Origin of the sequence: Nocardioides panacisoli (assembly GCF_019448235.1) — a bacterium.
GTDB classification, from domain to species: Bacteria; Actinomycetota; Actinomycetes; order Propionibacteriales; family Nocardioidaceae; genus Nocardioides; species Nocardioides panacisoli_A.
On sequence record NZ_CP080409.1, the window covers coordinates 2496128 to 2513140 of the forward strand.

Annotated in this window: 18 protein-coding genes; 7 read left to right on the plus strand and 11 right to left on the minus strand. The window is 67.8% G+C overall.

All coding sequences use genetic code 11. The features are described from left to right. Positions 1-16 precede the first annotated feature (16 nt). Complete coding sequence (benB, locus tag KUV85_RS12095) at positions 17-544, minus strand: benzoate 1,2-dioxygenase small subunit (RefSeq protein WP_219960147.1); 528 nt, start codon at positions 542-544, stop codon at positions 17-19. After that, positions 541-1902 carry a benzoate 1,2-dioxygenase large subunit gene (gene benA / locus KUV85_RS12100; protein ID WP_219960148.1) on the minus strand — a complete coding sequence of 454 codons (1362 nt, stop codon included), beginning with the start codon at positions 1900-1902 and terminating at the stop codon, positions 541-543. Before benA ends, benB begins: the two co-directional genes overlap by 4 nt. 219 nt (positions 1903-2121) lie before the next feature. Here benA and KUV85_RS12105 point away from each other — a divergent pair, with 219 nt between their 5' ends. The 5 genes from KUV85_RS12105 to KUV85_RS12125 are packed head-to-tail and all read left to right on the plus strand — an operon-like array spanning position 2122 to position 5633. Then, on the plus strand, positions 2122-3036 hold the full coding sequence (locus KUV85_RS12105) for a LysR substrate-binding domain-containing protein (protein WP_219960149.1): 915 nt from the start codon (positions 2122-2124) through the stop codon (positions 3034-3036). Then, positions 3033-4136 (plus strand): mandelate racemase/muconate lactonizing enzyme family protein, encoded by a 1104-nt coding sequence (locus KUV85_RS12110; RefSeq protein ID WP_219960150.1) that lies wholly within the window; start codon positions 3033-3035, stop codon positions 4134-4136. Before KUV85_RS12105 ends, KUV85_RS12110 begins: the two co-directional genes overlap by 4 nt. A gap of 45 nt (positions 4137-4181) precedes the next feature. Beyond that, positions 4182-5036 carry a catechol 1,2-dioxygenase gene (catA, locus tag KUV85_RS12115; protein WP_219960151.1) on the plus strand — a complete coding sequence of 285 codons (855 nt, stop codon included), beginning with the start codon at positions 4182-4184 and terminating at the stop codon, positions 5034-5036. Between the two features lie 11 nt (positions 5037-5047). Beyond that, positions 5048-5359 carry a muconolactone Delta-isomerase gene (gene catC, locus KUV85_RS12120; protein WP_219960152.1) on the plus strand — a complete coding sequence of 104 codons (312 nt, stop codon included), beginning with the start codon at positions 5048-5050 and terminating at the stop codon, positions 5357-5359. Positions 5360-5399: 40 nt separating this feature from the next. Continuing rightward, on the plus strand, positions 5400-5633 hold the full coding sequence (locus tag KUV85_RS12125; RefSeq protein ID WP_219960153.1) for a DUF3099 domain-containing protein: 234 nt from the start codon (positions 5400-5402) through the stop codon (positions 5631-5633). Between the two features lie 36 nt (positions 5634-5669). Here the strand turns inward: KUV85_RS12125 and KUV85_RS12130 are convergent, their stop codons facing one another. The 3 genes from KUV85_RS12130 to KUV85_RS12140 form a co-directional block, all read right to left on the minus strand. Continuing rightward, positions 5670-6434, minus strand: coding sequence for a gamma-glutamyl-gamma-aminobutyrate hydrolase family protein (locus KUV85_RS12130; RefSeq protein WP_219960154.1), 765 nt, complete (start codon positions 6432-6434; stop codon positions 5670-5672). A 381-nt stretch (positions 6435-6815) separates the two neighbouring features. Further along, positions 6816-7229: a TraR/DksA family transcriptional regulator gene (locus KUV85_RS12135; protein WP_219960155.1), complete on the minus strand. Its 414-nt coding sequence runs from the start codon at positions 7227-7229 to the stop codon at positions 6816-6818. 29 nt (positions 7230-7258) lie between these two features. Next, entirely contained in the window at positions 7259-7420 is a 162-nt protein-coding gene (locus KUV85_RS12140) for a hypothetical protein (protein WP_219960156.1), read from the minus strand. 96 nt (positions 7421-7516) lie between these two features. On the opposite strand from KUV85_RS12140, the gene KUV85_RS12145 reads away from it, so the two are divergent. Beyond that, entirely contained in the window at positions 7517-8383 is an 867-nt protein-coding gene (locus KUV85_RS12145; protein WP_219960157.1) for a polysaccharide deacetylase family protein, read from the plus strand. 282 nt (positions 8384-8665) lie between these two features. Further along, the gene (locus KUV85_RS12150; RefSeq protein ID WP_219960158.1) at positions 8666-10165 is read left to right on the plus strand and encodes an ABC transporter substrate-binding protein; all 1500 of its coding nucleotides are present in this window, start codon (positions 8666-8668) and stop codon (positions 10163-10165) included. 75 nt (positions 10166-10240) lie between these two features. Here KUV85_RS12150 and KUV85_RS12155 read toward each other — a convergent pair whose 3' ends face one another. Genes KUV85_RS12155 through KUV85_RS12180 form a run of 6 tightly spaced genes read right to left on the minus strand, consistent with a single transcriptional unit; the run spans position 10241 to position 17003 of the window. Then, a complete protein-coding gene (locus KUV85_RS12155) occupies positions 10241-11650 on the minus strand; it encodes an amidase (RefSeq protein ID WP_219960159.1) in 1410 nt (469 codons plus the stop codon). Continuing rightward, complete coding sequence (locus KUV85_RS12160; protein ID WP_425299346.1) at positions 11647-12645, minus strand: ABC transporter ATP-binding protein; 999 nt, start codon at positions 12643-12645, stop codon at positions 11647-11649. Before KUV85_RS12160 ends, KUV85_RS12155 begins: the two co-directional genes overlap by 4 nt. After that, positions 12635-13693: an ABC transporter ATP-binding protein gene (locus tag KUV85_RS12165; RefSeq protein ID WP_237690135.1), complete on the minus strand. Its 1059-nt coding sequence runs from the start codon at positions 13691-13693 to the stop codon at positions 12635-12637. Before KUV85_RS12165 ends, KUV85_RS12160 begins: the two co-directional genes overlap by 11 nt. Then, entirely contained in the window at positions 13690-14727 is a 1038-nt protein-coding gene (locus KUV85_RS12170; RefSeq protein ID WP_219960162.1) for an ABC transporter permease, read from the minus strand. The genes KUV85_RS12165 and KUV85_RS12170 overlap by 4 nt, the downstream gene beginning before the upstream one ends. Then, positions 14714-15667 carry an ABC transporter permease gene (locus tag KUV85_RS12175; protein WP_219960163.1) on the minus strand — a complete coding sequence of 318 codons (954 nt, stop codon included), beginning with the start codon at positions 15665-15667 and terminating at the stop codon, positions 14714-14716. Before KUV85_RS12175 ends, KUV85_RS12170 begins: the two co-directional genes overlap by 14 nt. A 49-nt stretch (positions 15668-15716) precedes the next feature. Further along, entirely contained in the window at positions 15717-17003 is a 1287-nt protein-coding gene (locus tag KUV85_RS12180) for an NADH:flavin oxidoreductase (RefSeq protein WP_219960164.1), read from the minus strand. Positions 17004-17013: the final 10 nt, after the last annotated feature.

A 17013-nucleotide genomic window follows, 5' to 3' on the forward strand; every position in this document is an offset into this window, starting at 1 on the left:
GGTCTCGGCTGCGGGATCAGAAGTGGTAGACGTCCACGACGTGGTGGATGTAGTCGTTCTTCAGCACCACGACCTTGCGACGGATCAGGGGCGACTCCCCCGAGAAGTCGATCGTGTAGAAGGACGTGCCGTAGTACGGGTCGACCGTCTGGTAGCGGAAGTACATGGTGTGCCAGTTGAACCGGACGTCGACCAGGTCGCCGCGGCGTTCGATCACCTCGACGTTGCTGATGTTGTGGCTGGTGCGCGGGTCCGGCAGCGAGGTCGCGCCGGAGCGCTCGGTGCGGATCCGGAACACCCGGTCCTCCAGGCCACCCTTGTTGGGGTAGTAGATCAGCGAGATCTCGGTCTGGGGGTCCTCGGTGAGCCGGTCGTCGTCGTCCCACGACGGCATCCAGTACTCGCAGTCGTCGGCGTAGCACTCCAGCCACTTCTCGAACTCGCGGTCGTCGAGGTAGCGGGCCTCGCGGTAGAGGAACTGCTCGATGTCGTTCTGCGTGATGAGCGTGCTGCCCAACTGCTCGACGCTCTCGGTGGTCGTCATGCCTGCTCTCCCTTCTCGCTGGCGACGGCGTCCTGCATCACCGAGCGCCAGTAGCCGTGCTGGACGGGGTAGAGGCCCTCGTCCTCGTTGCGCATCCCGGCCGAGATGACGCCGGTCATGCCGAGCGTCTCGGCCACCTCGTCGGGACCGTCGAGCCAGTGCTCGGACCCGCGGCTCATGTCGTTCCACGGGGCCGCGGTGGCCCGGAAGGTGAACTGGCAGGAGCGGAACTCCTCGAGGTCGTCGGGCGTGGCCATGCCCGAGGCGTTGAAGAAGTCCTCGTACTGCCGGATGCGCCAGGCCCGGGACTCCTTGCTCTCCCCCTTGGGCGCGATGCAGTAGATCGTGACCTCGGTCTTGTCCGGCGCGATCGGGCGGAAGTGCCGGATCTGGGTGGAGAACTGGTCCATCAGGTAGACGTTCGGGTAGAGGCACAGGTTGCGGGAGCCCTTGACCATGAACTCGCCCTTGGCGTCGCCGAACTTCTCCTTCAGCGCATCCATCTGGTCCCACAGCGGGCGGTCCTGGGGGTTGCCGGCCCACGTCCACAGGCACAGGTGCCCGTTGGGGTAGGACCAGTAGCCGCCACCGGACTTGCCCCACTGACCGGCGTCGAGCGTCTTGGTCTGGTTCTTCGACTCGCCGGTGTCACGACGCGACGTGGTCGCCGCGTAGTTCCAGTGCACCGCGCTCACGTGGTAGCCGTCGGCACCGTTCTCGGCCTGCACCTTCCAGTTGCCGTCGAAGGTGTACGTCGACGCCCCGCGCAGCACCTCCAGCCCGTCCGGGGACTGGTCGACGAGCATGTCGATCACCGTCGTCGTGTCGCCGAGGTGCTCCTCGAGGGGCACCACGTCGGGGTTGAGGCTGCCGAAGAGGAACCCGCGGTAGGAGTCGAACCGCACGACCTTCGTGAGGTCGTGGGAGCCGTCGGTGTCGAAGGATGCCGGGTAGCCGGCCCCCTCGGGGTCCTTGACCTTGAGCAGGGTGCCGTCGTTGCGGAAGGTCCACCCGTGGAAGGGGCACGTCAGGGTCGTGCGGTTGTCGGTCTTGCGGCGGCACAGCATCGCGCCGCGGTGCGCGCAGGCGTTGATCAGGCAGTGGAGCTCGCCGTCCTTGGCGCGGGTGATGACCACCGGCTGGCGCCCGATGTAGGTGGTGAAGTAGTCGCCCGGGTTCGGCAGCTGGGTCTCGTGGGCGAGGTAGATCCAGTTGCCCTCGAAGATGTGCTTCATCTCCAGTTCGAAGATCTCCTCGTCGGTGAAGATCCGTCGATTGGCGCGGTAGACGCCGGCAGCCGGGTCCTCGACCACGGCGTCGGCGAGCACGGTCTCCAGGTGGTCCAGCGTCTCGGTCATCGATTCCTCCAGGTCGTTCGGTTCGCACCACCGTGGCAACGTGTGGCGACCGTCACACGAGGCAAATGCCTAGTCCTGACCCAGCGTCTGATTGATTGATCACGCCGATGAATCGATCAATATTCGGACCTTGTGTTGACTGAATACCGGTACGTACCGTGAATCAATCGCTGCGGGCGTGACCGACGCCACAGGTCCGGACGACACGAGGAGCACTTCATGGAGCTGCGCCACCTGCGCTACTTCGCCGCCGTCGCCGAGACCTGCCACTTCGGCCGCGCGGCCGAACGCCTGCACATGGCCCAGCCGGCGCTGTCCCAGGCGATCCGGCAGCTCGAGGAGGAGCTCGGCGCCCCGCTCTTCACCCGTACCACCCGCCAGGTCAGCCTCACCGCGGCCGGGGAGTTCCTGCAGGAGGAGGCCGAGCGGGTCCTCCGGGCCGTCGACCAGAGCGTCACCGGCGTACGCCGCGTCGCCGACGGCCGGCGTGGCCTCGCCCGCATCGCGTTCACCGGCACCGCGGCGTACACCCAGCTGCCCGCGGTCGCGCGCATCCTGCAGCGCGAGCTCCCCGACGTGGCGCTCGAGGTCCACGCGGACCTGCTGACCCCGGCCCAGTGCGAGGGGCTGCGCGAGCACACCCTCGACCTCGGGGTGATGCGGCCGCCGGCGACCGGTGATGACCTGTCCTCGCGCCTGATCGAGGTCGAGCCGCTGATCCTGGCCGCACCGGCCGACCACCGCCTCGTCGCCGAGCCGGCCGTCGCGGTCGCCGACCTCCGTCCCGAACCCTTCGTGCTCTATGCCAACAAGGACTCCGCGGTCAACGACGCGGTGGTGCGGACCTGCCGCGACGCCGGCTTCACCCCCCACCGCGAGCACACCGCTCCCGGCACCGCGGTCCTGCTCGCCCTCGTCGCCGCCGGCCTGGGAGTGGCGCTCGTGCCCGCCTCGGCCCGGGCGCTGCCTCTGAACGGGGTGGTGTTCCGCGACGTCGCCGACGCCGGCTCCGTCGAGCTGGCGCTCGCGTGGCGCAACGAGCCCTCCGAGCTCGTGCAGTCCGTGCTCGCCGCGCTCGAGCGGGCCGGCCTCTTCACCCACCCCACCGACCAACTGCTGGAGGAAGCCCGATGAAGATCACGCAGGTGGAGGCGATCCCCTACGCGATCCCCTACACCAAGCCACTGCGGTTCGCCAGCGGCGAGGTCACCGCCGCCGAGCACGTGCTGGTGCGGGTGCACACCGACGAGGGCGTGGTCGGCATCGCCGACGCCCCGCCGCGACCCTTCACCTACGGCGAGACCCAGGCCGGCGTCATCAACGTGATCGAGGATCTCTTCGCGCCCCACCTGATCGGCAGCAGCGTCCTCGAACGCGAGGTCATCGCCGGGCACATGGGCCGCACCGTGGGCAACCCGGTCGCCAAGTCGGCGATCGACATGGCCGTCTGGGACGCGCTCGCCCGCACCCTCGGCGTACCCATGACCGACCTGCTCGGCGGGTGGACCGACCGGATGCGCGTCTCCCACATGCTCGGCTTCGACGAGCCGGCCGCCATGGTGGCCGAGGCCGAGCGCATGCGCGACAGCTACGGCATCGCGACCTTCAAGGTGAAGGTCGGCCGCAAGCCGTTCCATCTCGACACCGCCGTCGTGCGGGCCCTGCGCGAGGGCCTCGGCGACGACGTCGAGCTCTACGTCGACGGCAACCGCGGCTGGTCCCCGGCCGAGTCGGCGCGGGCGATGCACGAGATGGGCGACCTCGGCCTGCTCTTCGCCGAGGAGCTGTGCCCGGCCGACGACGTGCTCGGCAGGCGGTGGCTCGTGCAGCAGTGCGACGTCCCCTTCATCGCCGACGAGTCCGCCGTGACGCCGGCCGACGTCACGCGGGAGATCCTGGGTGGCGCCGCGACCGCGGTGAGCATCAAGACCTCCCGCACCGGCTTCACCTACTCCCGCCGCGTGCACCACCTCGCCGAGGGCCTCGGCATCGAGGTGGTGATGGGCAACCAGATCGACGGCCAGCTCGGCTCGATCTGCACCGTCGCCTTCGGCGCGGCGTACCGCTCGACGTCCCAGCGGGCCGGCGAGCTCTCCAACTTCCTCGACATGAGCGACGACCTGCTGACCGAGCCGCTGGAGATCCACGACGGGCACCTCGCCGTGCGCCCGGGACCCGGCCTGGGCGTCGAGATCGACGAGGACAAGCTCGCCCACTACCGCACCGACCGCTGACCACCGACCACGAACGACCGACCCAACCCCGAGGAGAACGAGACGATGACCACCACGACCGACACCAACCCCAAGGCCGCCGACTCCGGCGCCTCGGCCACCGCACGGTTCCGCAGCGACAAGGCCTCCGGCGTCGCCGACACCCCCAAGGAGCGGGTCGACCTGCTCGCCGGTGAGGTGATCGAGGCCGTCACCGCCACGGTGCGCCGGCACAAGGTCACCTACGACGAGTACAACGCGCTGAAGTCCTGGCTCATCAGCGTCGGCGAGGACGGCGAGTGGCCGTTGTTCCTCGACGTGTGGGTCGAGCACGCCGTCGAGGAGGTCGCCACCGAGCACCGCGAGGGCAACAAGGGCGCCATCGAGGGCCCGTTCTACGTGCCGAACGCACCCGAGCAGGGCGCCGACGGGACCATCCCGATGCGCGAGGACGAGCACGGCACCGAGCTGGTCTGGACCGGCCAGGTGACCTCGGTCGACGGCTCCGCCCTGGGCGGCGCGGTGGTCGAGCTGTGGCACGCGGACTCCGACGGCTACTACTCCCAGTTCGCACCCGGGCTGCCCGAGTGGAACCTGCGCGGCACCTTCACCACCGACGACGAGGGCCGGTTCGCGATCACCACGATCAGGCCCGCGCCGTACCAGATCCCCACCGACGGCGCCTGCGGCAAGCTGATCGCCGCCGCCGGCTGGCACGCGTGGCGGCCCGCCCACCTGCACGTGAAGGTGTCTGCCCCCGGCCACGAGCTGCTCACCGCACAGCTCTACTTCCCCGGCGACGAGCACAACGACGACGACATCGCCTCGGCGGTCAAGCCCGAGCTGATGCTCGCGCCGACCACCACCGACAGCGGCGAGACCGTCGACTACGGCTTCGTGCTCGACCCGACCCGCGACTGATCGGAGCCCCTGTGCTGTTCCACGCCCGGATGGACGTCCGGATCCCCCACGACCTGCCCGCCGAGGAGCGCGCCGACATCGTCGCGCGCGAGAAGGCCTACGCCCAGCAGTTGCAACGCGAGGGCAAGTGGCCCCACCTGTGGCGGGTCGTGGGGGAGTACGCCAACGTGTCGATCCTCGACGTGGAGTCCAACGAGGAGCTGCACGACCTGCTCTCGGGGCTGCCGCTCTTCCCCTACATGGACATCACCGTCACGCCGCTCGCGACGCACCCCTCGGACATCGCGCTCGAGCAGGCCGATCCCGGCGGCGCCGCGTCCTGAGCCGCCGAGCCGCCACCGGTGAGGTGGTTGGCTGGACGGCATGGCACGACGTCCGCTCTTCTCGATCAGCGGCGTACGCCGCTCGCAGGGCGACCGGTTGCGCCGGCGGCAGCGCTGGTACTTCGCCCTGATGGGTGTGTGCCTCGCCCTGATCCTGCTGGCGTGGAACCTGGTCCGAATGTGGTCGACCGAGGCGGCCGTGGCCATGTCGGTCGTGGCGGCCGTCATCCCGCCGATCGCCGTGGTCGTCGCCAACTGGGGCGAGGACCACTGACGTCGCTGCCACCGTCCCCACGGGCCGGCGCGGACGTCAGTCGGAGCCCCCGTCGGTCGACCGTGCGTGACGGCGTACGCCGGCCGCGGTGACCAGCCACCCGAAGACGGCGCGCCGGTGGTCACCGTCGGTCGCGACGTCCTCGGGGTGCCACTGCACGGCCAGCAGGTGGCCGTCGGTGCTCTCCAATGCCTCGACCACGCCGTCCGCCGCCCACCCGACCGGCAGCAGACCGTCGCCGATGCGGTCCACCGCCTGGTGGTGCCCGGACCGCACGCGGGGGTCGCGATGTCCCAGCGTGGCCGCGAGCACGGACTCCGCGGCGAGGTGGACGTCGTGGTCGACCATCGGATCGTCGGCGCCGCGGTGCGCGACGGCGGTCTCGGGCAGGTGCTGGACCAGCGTGCCGCCGCGCGCGACGTTGGCGACGTGCATCCCGCGGCACACCGCCAACGTCGGTACGCCGGCGGCCCGGGCCGCGCGTGCGAGGCCGACGTCGACGACGTCCGCACGCAGGTCGACGTTGTAGAGCTTCGGGTGGCGGGTCGTGTCGCCGTAGACGAGGGGGTCGACGTCGCCGCCGCCGAGCAGCAGCACCCCGTCGCACTCCTCCACCGCGCCATCGAGGCTGGTGGTGGCGTCGAGGTCGAGCCACACCACGTGACCGCCGACCTCCTCGATCGCCTGCGCGCAGCGTGCCGCGAGGTCGTCGATCAGCGTCGAGAGAGCAGAAGTGCCGTCGTTGCTGCTCGGCACCGCCGTCACGAGGATCGAGGGACCCTCGACCGGTGGCTCCGTCATCGTTGCTCCCGGGGTCGTCGTGGTGGTGGCAGGTCGCCCGGCCCATTGCATCGCGGCGGCGAAGGCCCACCATCACCGGCCCCGACATGACGAAAGCCGCAGGTCAGCGGGCTGATCCTGCGGCTTCGTCGTGCTGCGCGCCTGTAGGGATTCGAACCCCAAACCTTCTGATCCGTAGAGAGACGTCATGCCGCTCTCAGGCGGGAAGCCACGCCTGCGAGACGCGCGATGTGCACCGATCCCGGCCGATCTTGACATCCAGGTGTGCCCAGAGTGTGCCCGCCAGGTACTTACTGTCCGGCGCTGGACCGCGACCAGAGTTGCGCCTTGCTGCTCGGCGTCGCGGTGACGCAGGAGCGACGCACTCGAGACGCGATCCCATCAGTGCTGCAACTTGCTGCACGCCGCGCATTCGGTACAAGTCGTGGCCCAGGGCCGCCACTCCAGTCGCTCCCGACGAATGATGCGATCACATTGACGACACTGACCGTAGGTTCCGTCCTCGATCCGACGTCGGGCAAGACGCAATTCATCCACCATCGCGGCGACGGTCTCCCGGTACGCCGCCGACACTTCATCCGTTGCAGTGATGCCCAAGAGTTGCTTCGCCCGTTCGATCTCGATCAACCGCAGGTCACCATCGATTCGCTGCAGCTCGAACCGGTTGAAGACTGACTGTTTTACGCCCTGATTCATTTCTCTATTACCTCCACGCACGCCCCTACCTGGGCGGGCGCCGAGCGCGGCGCGCGCCCAGATGAGGGCAGAAAAAGAAGACTGGAGGTGCCGGTTCACGACACCCCTGCTGACACGAATGGCAAACGTCAGCGGGGCGGAGCGCGGTCGACGCTGCGGCGTAGCACGTCGAGACCGGTGATGCCGCGAGCCTCGCGGCTGAGTTCCAGCGCAAGCAAAACCGCACCGGAAGGAACATGGGCAGGCAGCAGCGTCACATCAGCTTGACCAGCTCTGTGACGGGCACCCATGGGTGCAGTGTAGCCGCATCGTCCGGAGCTCTCGACCTTCACGCCGGAACCCGGTAGAGAGGGTTCATGGCGATTTAGTTCACGTGGCCGCCCGGCGTGCAGGCGGCAGCGAGCTTCACCTTCGAGGTTGACGCGGAGTCTTGTGCGCTGGCTGCGGATCGGCACAACGCCACCCGCATGTCGTTGATGTCGCACCAGTCCTACGGACCGCTCGTCGGAGTGCCCCGGCTGCTCGAAATCCTCCGTCGCCAGGACGTCCTCGCCACGTTCTTCGTGCCAGGGTTGACGGCGGAGACCTATCCGGACACCGTGCGCCGGATCGTCGACGGCGGTCACGACATCGCCCACCACGGATACGCACACGAACCGATGGGAACGCTTACCGAGGACCAAGAGGCGGCAGTGTTGGATCGCGGACTGCAGGCCCTCGCAGACGTCGCCGATGTTCGACCGGTCGGCTACCGCGCTCCGTGGTGGGAGCTCAACTGGCACTCAGCCGACCTGCTGCACGAGCGGGGGTTTCTCTACGACTCAAGCTTGTTGGACGGGGACCGGCCCTATGAGATGGCCTGCGCCCGCACCACGGGAGCATCGATCGTGCAGGTACCGGTTGACTGGGCGCTCGACGACTGGGAGCAGTACGCCTTCTACCCCGGCTGGACCGGTAGCGGTGTGATCGAGTCACCCGCGAAAGTGCGCGAGATGTGGCAACTCGAGGCGGAGGCGCTCCATCGAGAGCGCGGTTGCTTCGTGCTGACCAACCATCCGTTCCTGAGCGGGCGACCCGGCCGGGCGATGCTCCTGGAGCAGCTGATCGAAACGGTGAAGCAACTGCCCGGAATGATGGTCACCACACTGTCCGGGATTGCCGAGCACACGCGATCGCTGGGGCTGGATGCGCGCCATCACCCACGGCTGTCCGCCGTGGCTGTCGATGCCGCCTTCTCCCACCTGGACATCTGAGAGTGGCGAAGCGTGGCCGCCTCGTGGTCGACGTTCCTCCTGGGGTGCGCGCACTGCTCCCGGTGAGTGGGAGTGAGCTCCGGTACTCGATCGGCACGCTCCTAGCGTGACGCGCGACACACCTTCCCGGCAGATCCCGGGCTGTTCGGGGCCATACTCACTGGAGGATCGATGAGGAAACGCTTGATGCCACGGGCCGGTGTCGCGGCCCTTGTAGCCACCGCGCTGTTGACGGCCGGATGCGCCAGTTCGGGCGGTGAGGACCGGGAGGACACCTCAGAGATGTCCAAGTCCGACATCTACACCGCTGGCGTGGTCGGCGTGGAGGGAGACCCGGGCGAACCTCAGACAGGCGGAACGCTCACGATCGCCGACTACTCCGAGGCGCGCAGCCTCGACCCCACTCAGACCATCCCGAACGGCGCTGCCGGCGGCAACGCACTCGCGGCGGTGTATGACGTGTTGATGCGCTATGACCAAGCCTCGGACTCCTTCGAACCGTGGCTGGCGGAGTCGCTGGACTCCGACGACAATCAGACTTGGACGTTGAGGCTCCGCGAGGACGTGACGTTCTCCGACGGCACTCCTCTCGACGCGGCCGCCGTGGTCGGCAGCATCGGTTACTACATGCAGCAGGCTGGTTACAACACTCTGCTGCTGGCGAGCAACATCAAGGACATGGACCCGCAGGGCGAGGACACGGTGGTGTTCACGCTCAACCGCCCGTGGACCACGTTCCCCAACATGCTCGCGAGTGGTCCCGGCATGATCATGGCACCCGCGGCGTACGCCAAGGACCAGAAGGAGTTCACCCCAATCGGGGCTGGCCCGTTCACCCTCGACGAATACCAGCCCGGCGAAGAGCTCCTGCTCGCCGCGAACACGGACTACTGGAACGGCGCGCCCCACCTGGACGGGCTCCGATTCGTCTGGCTCGGAAGCGACGACGACCGGCTGAGCTCGCTGGATGACGGCAGTGTCGACGTGGCAAACGTGCGAGCGCCGCAGACCGTGGAGCAAGCGCGACGCGATGGCTTCGCGGGGATCATGGTGCCCAACGGCCTCTCGGCCATGTTCTGGCTGAACAACCGTGAGGGCAGTGCGGGTTCTGATGTCCGAGTGAGACAGGCGATCAACCACGCGATCGATCCCGAAGTGTACTTCGATCGCGTCAGCAACGGTGCCGGGTTGCCAAGTCGCAACATCTACTCGCCGAACGCGCCGTACTACACCGAGGTCGAGACCTCAGAGTTCGACCCCGAGAAGGCGGAGGAGCTGCTCACTGAGGCCAAGGCGGACGGCTATGACGGGAAGCTGACCTACATCGGTCAATCCGATCAGGCTTCCCAGACCGGCGCCGTGACGATCAAGGGAATGCTCGAGGCGGTTGGATTCGAGGTCGAGACCGATCTGCTGCGCAACGTTGCTGACCAGACGCAGCGTATCTACGTCACGCACGACTACGACGTTGCCGTGTCGGCGATGAGCATCCCGGACGAGGACCCCTACTCCCGGTTGGCGACGAACATGAACAGCCAGTCGCCGCAGAATCCCTCGGGCTATGGGAATGATGAGATGGACAAACTCATCGCAGAGTTGCAGACCGCCGAGGGCGACGAGGCGGAGGACCTGCTGGAACAGATCAACCAGTTGTGGCAGGACACCGTTCCCGGAGTGGCGATGGGTGCAGGTGCCTTCTTCTTCCCGTGGAATGAGGACGTCCACGGCATCACCACGACTTCGGAGTTGATCATGCTCTTCGGAGATGCCTGGAAGGGCTGACTCCGAGCACATGACCACAGAGGCCCGGCGCGCTGGGGGCGCCGGGCCTCTGGGGTTTCTCTGTTCGCGTGGCGTTCAGGCGTACGCGGGCGCCACCAGCGGCCACGGCAATGCCTGCTCGAGCTGACACGCCAGCCCGAGAAGGGTGCCCTCGGTGCCGAGGTCACCGATGAAATGCACTCCCAGGGGTACTCCCGCATGATCAACGCCGCAGGGCACGGACATGGCCGGCATACCGGTGGCATTGGCGACCGCGGTGAAGGCCGAGAAGTCGCCGCCGCGCTCCCACATCACTGCCGGGTCGCTGGTGTCGAGCACGCCGAGTGTCGGCACCGGCAGTGGGAGGGTCGGTGTCAGCAGGAGGTCAAGTCGCGAGAACGCGGTGCCGAGTTGCCACCCGGCTCGCTGAAGGGCCACGTGGGCGTCGTACACCTGCGTAGGCGTCATCGTGGCTCGGTAGTGATCGAGCATGAGTCGTGTGAAGGGCTCGAGATCGTTCTCTACCAAGTCGCGGCCGAGCTCGGTCAGACGGTGCTCGACGTCTGCCAGCAGTGACACCCCCATCAGGGTCGCGAATCCGCTCATCATCTGCTCCGCGTCGTGGGGGAATGTGACCTCCTCGACATGGTGCCCGAGGGTCTCACAGGCCCGGGCGGCACGCCGCGCGGCGTCGACCACGACCGGATCGACCGTGCCGCCGTCGGCGCGTCGGGTGACGAGCCCGATGCGGAGGCCCGTCCGTGGGGCAGTGGTCTGGTGCACGAAGGGGGTGGCCGACGTCGGCGCTGCGAATGCATCGCCGGGAAGCGGTGCGCAGGAGAGGTCAAGCAGGAGCGCACTGTCTCGCACGGTGCGGGTCACCACGTGATTGACGGAGAGTGGGGCAGCCAACGTCGTCGCGAAGGGGTGGGAGGTGACCCGCCCACGGCTGGGCTTGAGTCCGAACAACCCGCACGCGGCGGCGGGGATCCGGAGGGATCCACCCCCGTCGTTGCCATGGGCCACCGGCACCAGGTCGGCGGCGACCGCGGTCGCGGCTCCGCCCGACGAGCCGCCCGACGAGTGGGTCGTGGCCCACGGGTTGCGCGTGGGCCCGTGAAGCAGCGGCTCGGTACTGGCGTTCTTGCCCAGCTCGGGCGAGTTGCTGGTTCCAAGCACAACCATGCCGGCGGCTCGATAGCGGCGGACCAGCTCGCTGTCGACTGGTGCCACGTTGTCGGCCCAGAGCCGACTGCCGCGAGTCAGCGGGAGGCCGGCGACCTGCGCACCCAGGTCCTTGATCAGGATCGGCACGCCGCGCAGTGGCCCGTCCGGGAGATCGCCGGCTGCCTCCGCAAGTGCCTCCTCGAACCGCTGGGCGACGACGGCGTTCAGGGTGCTGTCGTGCTTCTCAATTCGGGTGATGGCCTCGGTCACAACCTCGCGTGCCGACACCTCCCCATCACGGATGGCTGCGGCCGTGGCGATGGCGTCGGGATAGGTCACGGAATCTCCTTCACGTGATGGCAGGCGACGTAGTGGCCCGAACGGATCTCACGGAGTTCGGGCTCCTCGACCGCGCACCGTTCGGTGGCCCATGGGCATCGAGTGCGGAAACGGCATCCCGAGGGTGGCTCCAGTGGCGAGGGGAGATCGACCGCCGGCGCGGGCTCAGGATCGTGGTCAGCGTCATCTGCGCTGGGCACGGAATCGAGCAGCAGGCGGGTGTACGGATGGGTCGCGTGGTGTTCGAGGCCGTCAGCGGGTAGCACCTCGCAGGTCTTGCCGAGATACATCACGAGGACTCGGTCGCTGATGTTCTTGACGACGGCGACGTCGTGGGCGATGAAGAGCATGCTGAGGTGTCGGTGCCGTCGAGTCTCCTCGATCAGGTTCAAGATCTGCGCCTGCACCGAGACGTCGAGGCTCGACACCGGCTCGTCACAGATCAGTACGTCGGGATCCAGCGCGAGCGCACGGGCGATGCAGACGCGCTGGCACTGGCCGCCGGACAGTTCGTGCGGCCTTCGGTCACGCACCGTGCGGGGGTCCAGCCCGACCGATGTCAACAGCTCGTCGATGAAGGTCTCCCGCTCGGTTCCGGACCGATCACCCCAGCCCCAGATGGCGAGACCCTCGGCCACGAGGTCCTTGACACGTCGTCGGGGATTGAGTGCGGAAACCGGGTCCTGGAGCACCAGCTGCATCCGTGAGCGCGCGGTGCGCATCGCCGACTCCGACAACCCGGTGAGCTCGATGTCGCCGAGGCCGACCGTTCCCGAGGTCGGTGGCGGCAGTTGCATGATCGCGCGCCCGGCGCTGGACTTGCCACAGCCCGACTCGCCGAGGATCCCCAACGTCTCTCCCGGCAGCAGGTCGAGGTTGAGTCCGGACACCGCGTGGACCGTTCCCCGCTTGACGGGGAACTCCACGACAAGGTCGTCGACGACGAGTGCGCGCTCGGCCTCCTTCCGCAGGTGTGCGGTGCCGCTACCGGCCATGCAGACCTCCTCCGGACACTGACACGGGGGGCGTGGACACGGTCGGGTCGAGGCGTCGATGGTGACAGGCGACCTGGCGTTGCGGCATCACACCGACTTGGAGCAACGGCGCCTCCGTCCGGCACTGCTCGTCGCAGCTTCCGCAGCGCGGCGCGAATCGGCATCCCTCGGGAGGAGCCATCAGGTCCGGCGGCGTCCCGTCGATCGTTCGCAGGAGAGTGTGAGGCGGATCCTGCAACCGCGGGATGGAGGCGAGCAGTGCCTCGGTGTAGGGGTGGTCCGGCTGGCCGAACACCGCCCTCGTGGGCCCGGTCTCGACGATTCCGCCGGCGTACATGACCTGCACCCAGTCGGTGCGCCCGGCGACGGTGCCGAGGTCGTGACTGATCAGGATCATCGCCATGTGGCGTTCGCGGACGAGTCGCCCGAGCAGGTCGAGGATCTGGCGCTGGACGGTGACGTCGAGAGCTGTAGTGGGCTCGTCCGCGATCAGCAGACGCGGGTCGCAGGCAAGGGCGATCGCGATCATGACGCGCTGCCGCATCCCTCCGGACAGCTCGTGAGGGTATTGGTCGAGGCGCCGCCGAGGTTCGGGGATGCCGACCTGACGGAGCAGCTCGCTCGCTCGCTCGACCGCCTGCCGTCGGCTGCAGCGCTCGTGTCGCCGCAGTGTCTCGGTGAGGTGAGTGCCGATGCGCTTGACCGGGTTGAGGGAGGTCATCGGATCTTGGAAGATCATTGCTATCTCCGGTCCCCACAGCCGGCGCCGCTGGCGGTCGTCGAGCGCGTGCACGTCTCGGCCACCCAGCCTCACCGAGCCTGTGACGGTTGTCCGGGCGTCGGTGCCGACCAGCCCCATGACTGCCCGCCCCAGGACCGACTTGCCTGATCCGGACTCTCCCACCAGACCTAGGATCTCTCCGGGGGCGACGCTGAAGGAGACGCCGTCCACCGCACGGACCTCGCCACGTGGCGTGTGGAATCCAACCCGGAGGTCTTTGATCTCGAGCAGCGTGGAGTCGGGAGCGGACGGGGATAGGAGATTCACAGCTTGGCGCTCCTGACATTCCAGTGCTCCTGGGCCTTCTCGCCCAGCAGGTTCACAGAGAAGACCGTGAGGAAGAGACATACACCGGGAATCACCACGATGAACGGGTGTTCCTCCATCACACCGCCCTGCCCCTCGGCGATCATGTTTCCCCAGGTGGGCTGAGGCTGTTGGATCCCGATGCCGAGGAAGGACAGCGACGCTTCGGCCACGACCAGCACCGAAATCATCACCACCGACAACGACAGCATCGGCAGGACTACGTTGGGCAGAACCTCGCGGGCGAGCAATCGCAGCCGGTGAGCGCCCAATGCTCGTGCAGCCAGCACGAACTCCCGTTCAGCAACGGCGATGGTGTTGGCCCGCGCCAGCCGCACCATGCTGGGCACGGTCAGCAGCGAGAGTGCGAAGGAGATGCTGCGCAGGCTGGGCTCGAGCACCGTTCCGAGGGCGATGAGCAGGATCAGCGGAGGTACGGCGAGCAGGGCGTTGGCCGCCACCCCCACCACACGGTCCACACCCCCGCGCACGAAGCCGGCGACGATGCCGACGGTTCCGCCAACGACGGCACCCAACAACACCGCGACGATGGCCACCGTGATCGATGTCCTTGCGCCGAACACGGTGCGTGCGAGGACGTCGAGACCGTAGTTGTTCGTGCCTAGCGGATGCTCGGATCCGAGGGCGGGTTCGGCAAAGATCGGCTCGCGCAGCCCGGCGACCGCGTCGTCGTGGTTGGCGAGGGGGAGCCACGGCGCCAGGACGGCGGCACCGACCACGAGCACCAGCCACACCACTCCAAGGCAGAGCACCACGTCGACGTGGCGGCCCCGAACTGCATGCGCGACGCGTCCGAGACCGGCGATGAGGGCCAGAACTCCCACCACCCCCAACGTCGCACGGGCCACACCGATCAGGGCGACGGTTGTGACGGCCCATGCGGTGAGACCAGCACCGATCAGTAGCAGGAGCGCCCCGACGCTCAAGAGTCCGCGACGGGTGGCGGTGGCGCGGCCGGGATCAGGCGCGAGCACGACGCGTCCTGGGGTCGAGGAATCCGTAGGACTGGTCGATCAGCGCGTTGCTCGCTACGTAGACGACGGCGATGACCAGTACGGCCCCCTGCACGACCGGATAGTTCCCTTGGTTCGCGGCCTCGATGACCAGCTTGCCCATGCCGGGCAGCGCGAAGAGGTACTCGACGATGACGGTGCTGCCGACCAGTCGCCCGATGCTCAGTCCCAGCACAGTGACGAGAGAGAAGGAGGACGGCCGCAACGCATCGCTGACCAGAACGCGAAGCGGGTGCATTCCGCGGGCGCGCGCCGCGAGGATGTAGTCCTCGGTCAGCGTGTTGGCGAGGTCGTTGCGCAAGATTCGGGTGAACATGGCGGCCTCCATGAGCGCGATGGTCAGGGCAGGCAGCAGGGCGTGTTCGAGGTTGCCCGTCACGCTGTCCGACAGTCGGACCCACTCGTTGCGAGGCAGCAGGCCGAACGAGTTCACCACCACCGCGATCAGCAGGAGTCCCAGAAGGAACGACGGCATTGAAAGCAACCCGAAAGTGGTGGCGCTGATCATCCGGTCACTGCGGCCGCCCTGGCGGTACGCCGACCACATTGCCATCGGCACTGCGATCAGGAGGGCCAGCGTGATCCCAAGGAGCGCCAGCTCAAGACTCACCGGCAACGCAGCGAGGATCCGCTCGCTGACCGCGGTCTGAGGTGGCACCAAGGACGTGCCCAAGTCACCGGCCACAGCTCCACCGAGCCAGTCGAGGTAGCGCAAGTGGATGGGTTCGTCCAACCCCAGGTCGGTACGCAGTTCGGCATACTCTTCCGCGGTGCGTCCCTCCCCCAGTACTGCGACCGCTGGGTCCCCAGGCACCATGCTGACCAGGAGGAAAACCCCCGCGCTGACTAGGAGGAGGACCGCGACGAACTCCGCGCCCGCAGTCAGGACTCGGCGTACCACGAGTGGCAATGTGACACCCACGAGTGCGGTCCGATGTGACCTGTCCCACTCACCGGAAGTCGCTCGGGATGGCGTCATTGTCGCGGCGGATGGTTGGGTCGGGCAGGGCGACGACATAGGCCGCGGGTGTGCCCCAATCGCTACTACGGGTCGTCTCGCGGTCAACCAGCACGCAGCGAGTGCCGGTGAAGTTGGTGGGCATGCACTTGTTGCAATGGATGCACAGTGACCGTGCCGTCGGATCTGCTTGAATCTGGTTGACGAGATCCGGCTCACGAAGCAACGCTCGCCCCATCGCGACGAAGTCGAATCCGTCGGCCATCGCCGTTTCCATGATCCGTCGTTCGGTGATGCCGCCGAGCAGGATCATCGGAAGGTCGACCGCAGCCCGGATCTGACGTGCGTCCTCGAGCAGGTAGCCGTCCCGATACGGGTAGGTCTTGAGCAGGCGTGGTCCGACCGTGCGGACGCCGGCTCGGATCGGCTGCGGCATGACGCCTGCGAACTCCTCCAGCGGCGCGTCGCCCTTGAAGAGGTACATCGGGTTGAGCAGGGAACTGCCTGCGGTCATCTCCACGGCGTCGACGGTGCCGTCGGACTCCAGCCACTGGACGACCGGGATCGCCTCGTCGAGCCAGAACCCGCCGGGAACGCCGTCGTCCATGTTGACCTTGGCCACGATCGCGATGCGGTCCCCCACGGCGTCGCGGACCGCCCGCATGATCTCGCGTGCGAGCCGTGCTCGATAGCGCAGGCGACCGCCGTACTCGTCCCTGCGACGGTTGAGTTTCGGACTCAGAAAGGCACTGGCCAGATAGTTGTGGCCAAGGTGCACCTCGACGGCGTCGAAGCCGACCGCGACCGCGCGGCGGGCCGCCTCGCCGTGGGCGTCGACCACGCGGATCAGGTCTGCGCGGCTCGCTTCGTGGGAGGTGTTCATCGCGATCAGATTCACGCGTCGGCTGGGCGCGAGCGCGGGAGCACGGTTGCCCCGTGACTCCGCCACCGGGCCGCCGTGGCCGATCTGCGCGGAGACCGCGGCGCCCTCAGCATGCACGGCCTCGGTCAGGGCATGCAGGCCCGGCAGCGACTCGTCGGTCCAGTGGATCTGGTGGCGGTCTGTCCTGCCGTCCTTGGCGACCGCAAGATACGCCACAGTGGTCATCCCGACACCACCCCGCGCGTAGCGCACGTGGAAGTCGACCAGGTCTCTCGTCACGAGGCCGCGGTGGCTCAGCCCCTCGTACGTCGCGGCTTTGATCGTTCGATTGCGCAGCTGGACCGGTCCGAGCCGACCCGGTGCGAAGACGTCGGGCGGCGTGGATGTGGGTGCCACGGGAACTCCT

What these genes read in the sequence shown, in the direction of transcription:
- benB (WP_219960147.1), bottom strand. Translation starts at nt 544, where the DNA reads ATGACGACCACCGAGAGCGTCGAGCAGTTGGGCAGCACGCTCATCACG.
- benA (WP_219960148.1), bottom strand. Translation starts at nt 1,902, where the DNA reads ATGACCGAGACGCTGGACCACCTGGAGACCGTGCTCGCCGACGCCGTG.
- KUV85_RS12105 (WP_219960149.1), top strand. Translation starts at nt 2,122, where the DNA reads ATGGAGCTGCGCCACCTGCGCTACTTCGCCGCCGTCGCCGAGACCTGC.
- KUV85_RS12110 (WP_219960150.1), top strand. Translation starts at nt 3,033, where the DNA reads ATGAAGATCACGCAGGTGGAGGCGATCCCCTACGCGATCCCCTACACC.
- catA (WP_219960151.1), top strand. Translation starts at nt 4,182, where the DNA reads ATGACCACCACGACCGACACCAACCCCAAGGCCGCCGACTCCGGCGCC.
- KUV85_RS12125 (WP_219960153.1), top strand. Translation starts at nt 5,400, where the DNA reads ATGGCACGACGTCCGCTCTTCTCGATCAGCGGCGTACGCCGCTCGCAG.
- KUV85_RS12130 (WP_219960154.1), bottom strand. Translation starts at nt 6,434, where the DNA reads ATGACGGAGCCACCGGTCGAGGGTCCCTCGATCCTCGTGACGGCGGTG.
- KUV85_RS12140 (WP_219960156.1), bottom strand. Translation starts at nt 7,420, where the DNA reads ATGGGTGCCCGTCACAGAGCTGGTCAAGCTGATGTGACGCTGCTGCCT.
- KUV85_RS12150 (WP_219960158.1), top strand. Translation starts at nt 8,666, where the DNA reads ATGTCCAAGTCCGACATCTACACCGCTGGCGTGGTCGGCGTGGAGGGA.
- KUV85_RS12160 (WP_425299346.1), bottom strand. Translation starts at nt 12,645, where the DNA reads ATGGCCGGTAGCGGCACCGCACACCTGCGGAAGGAGGCCGAGCGCGCA.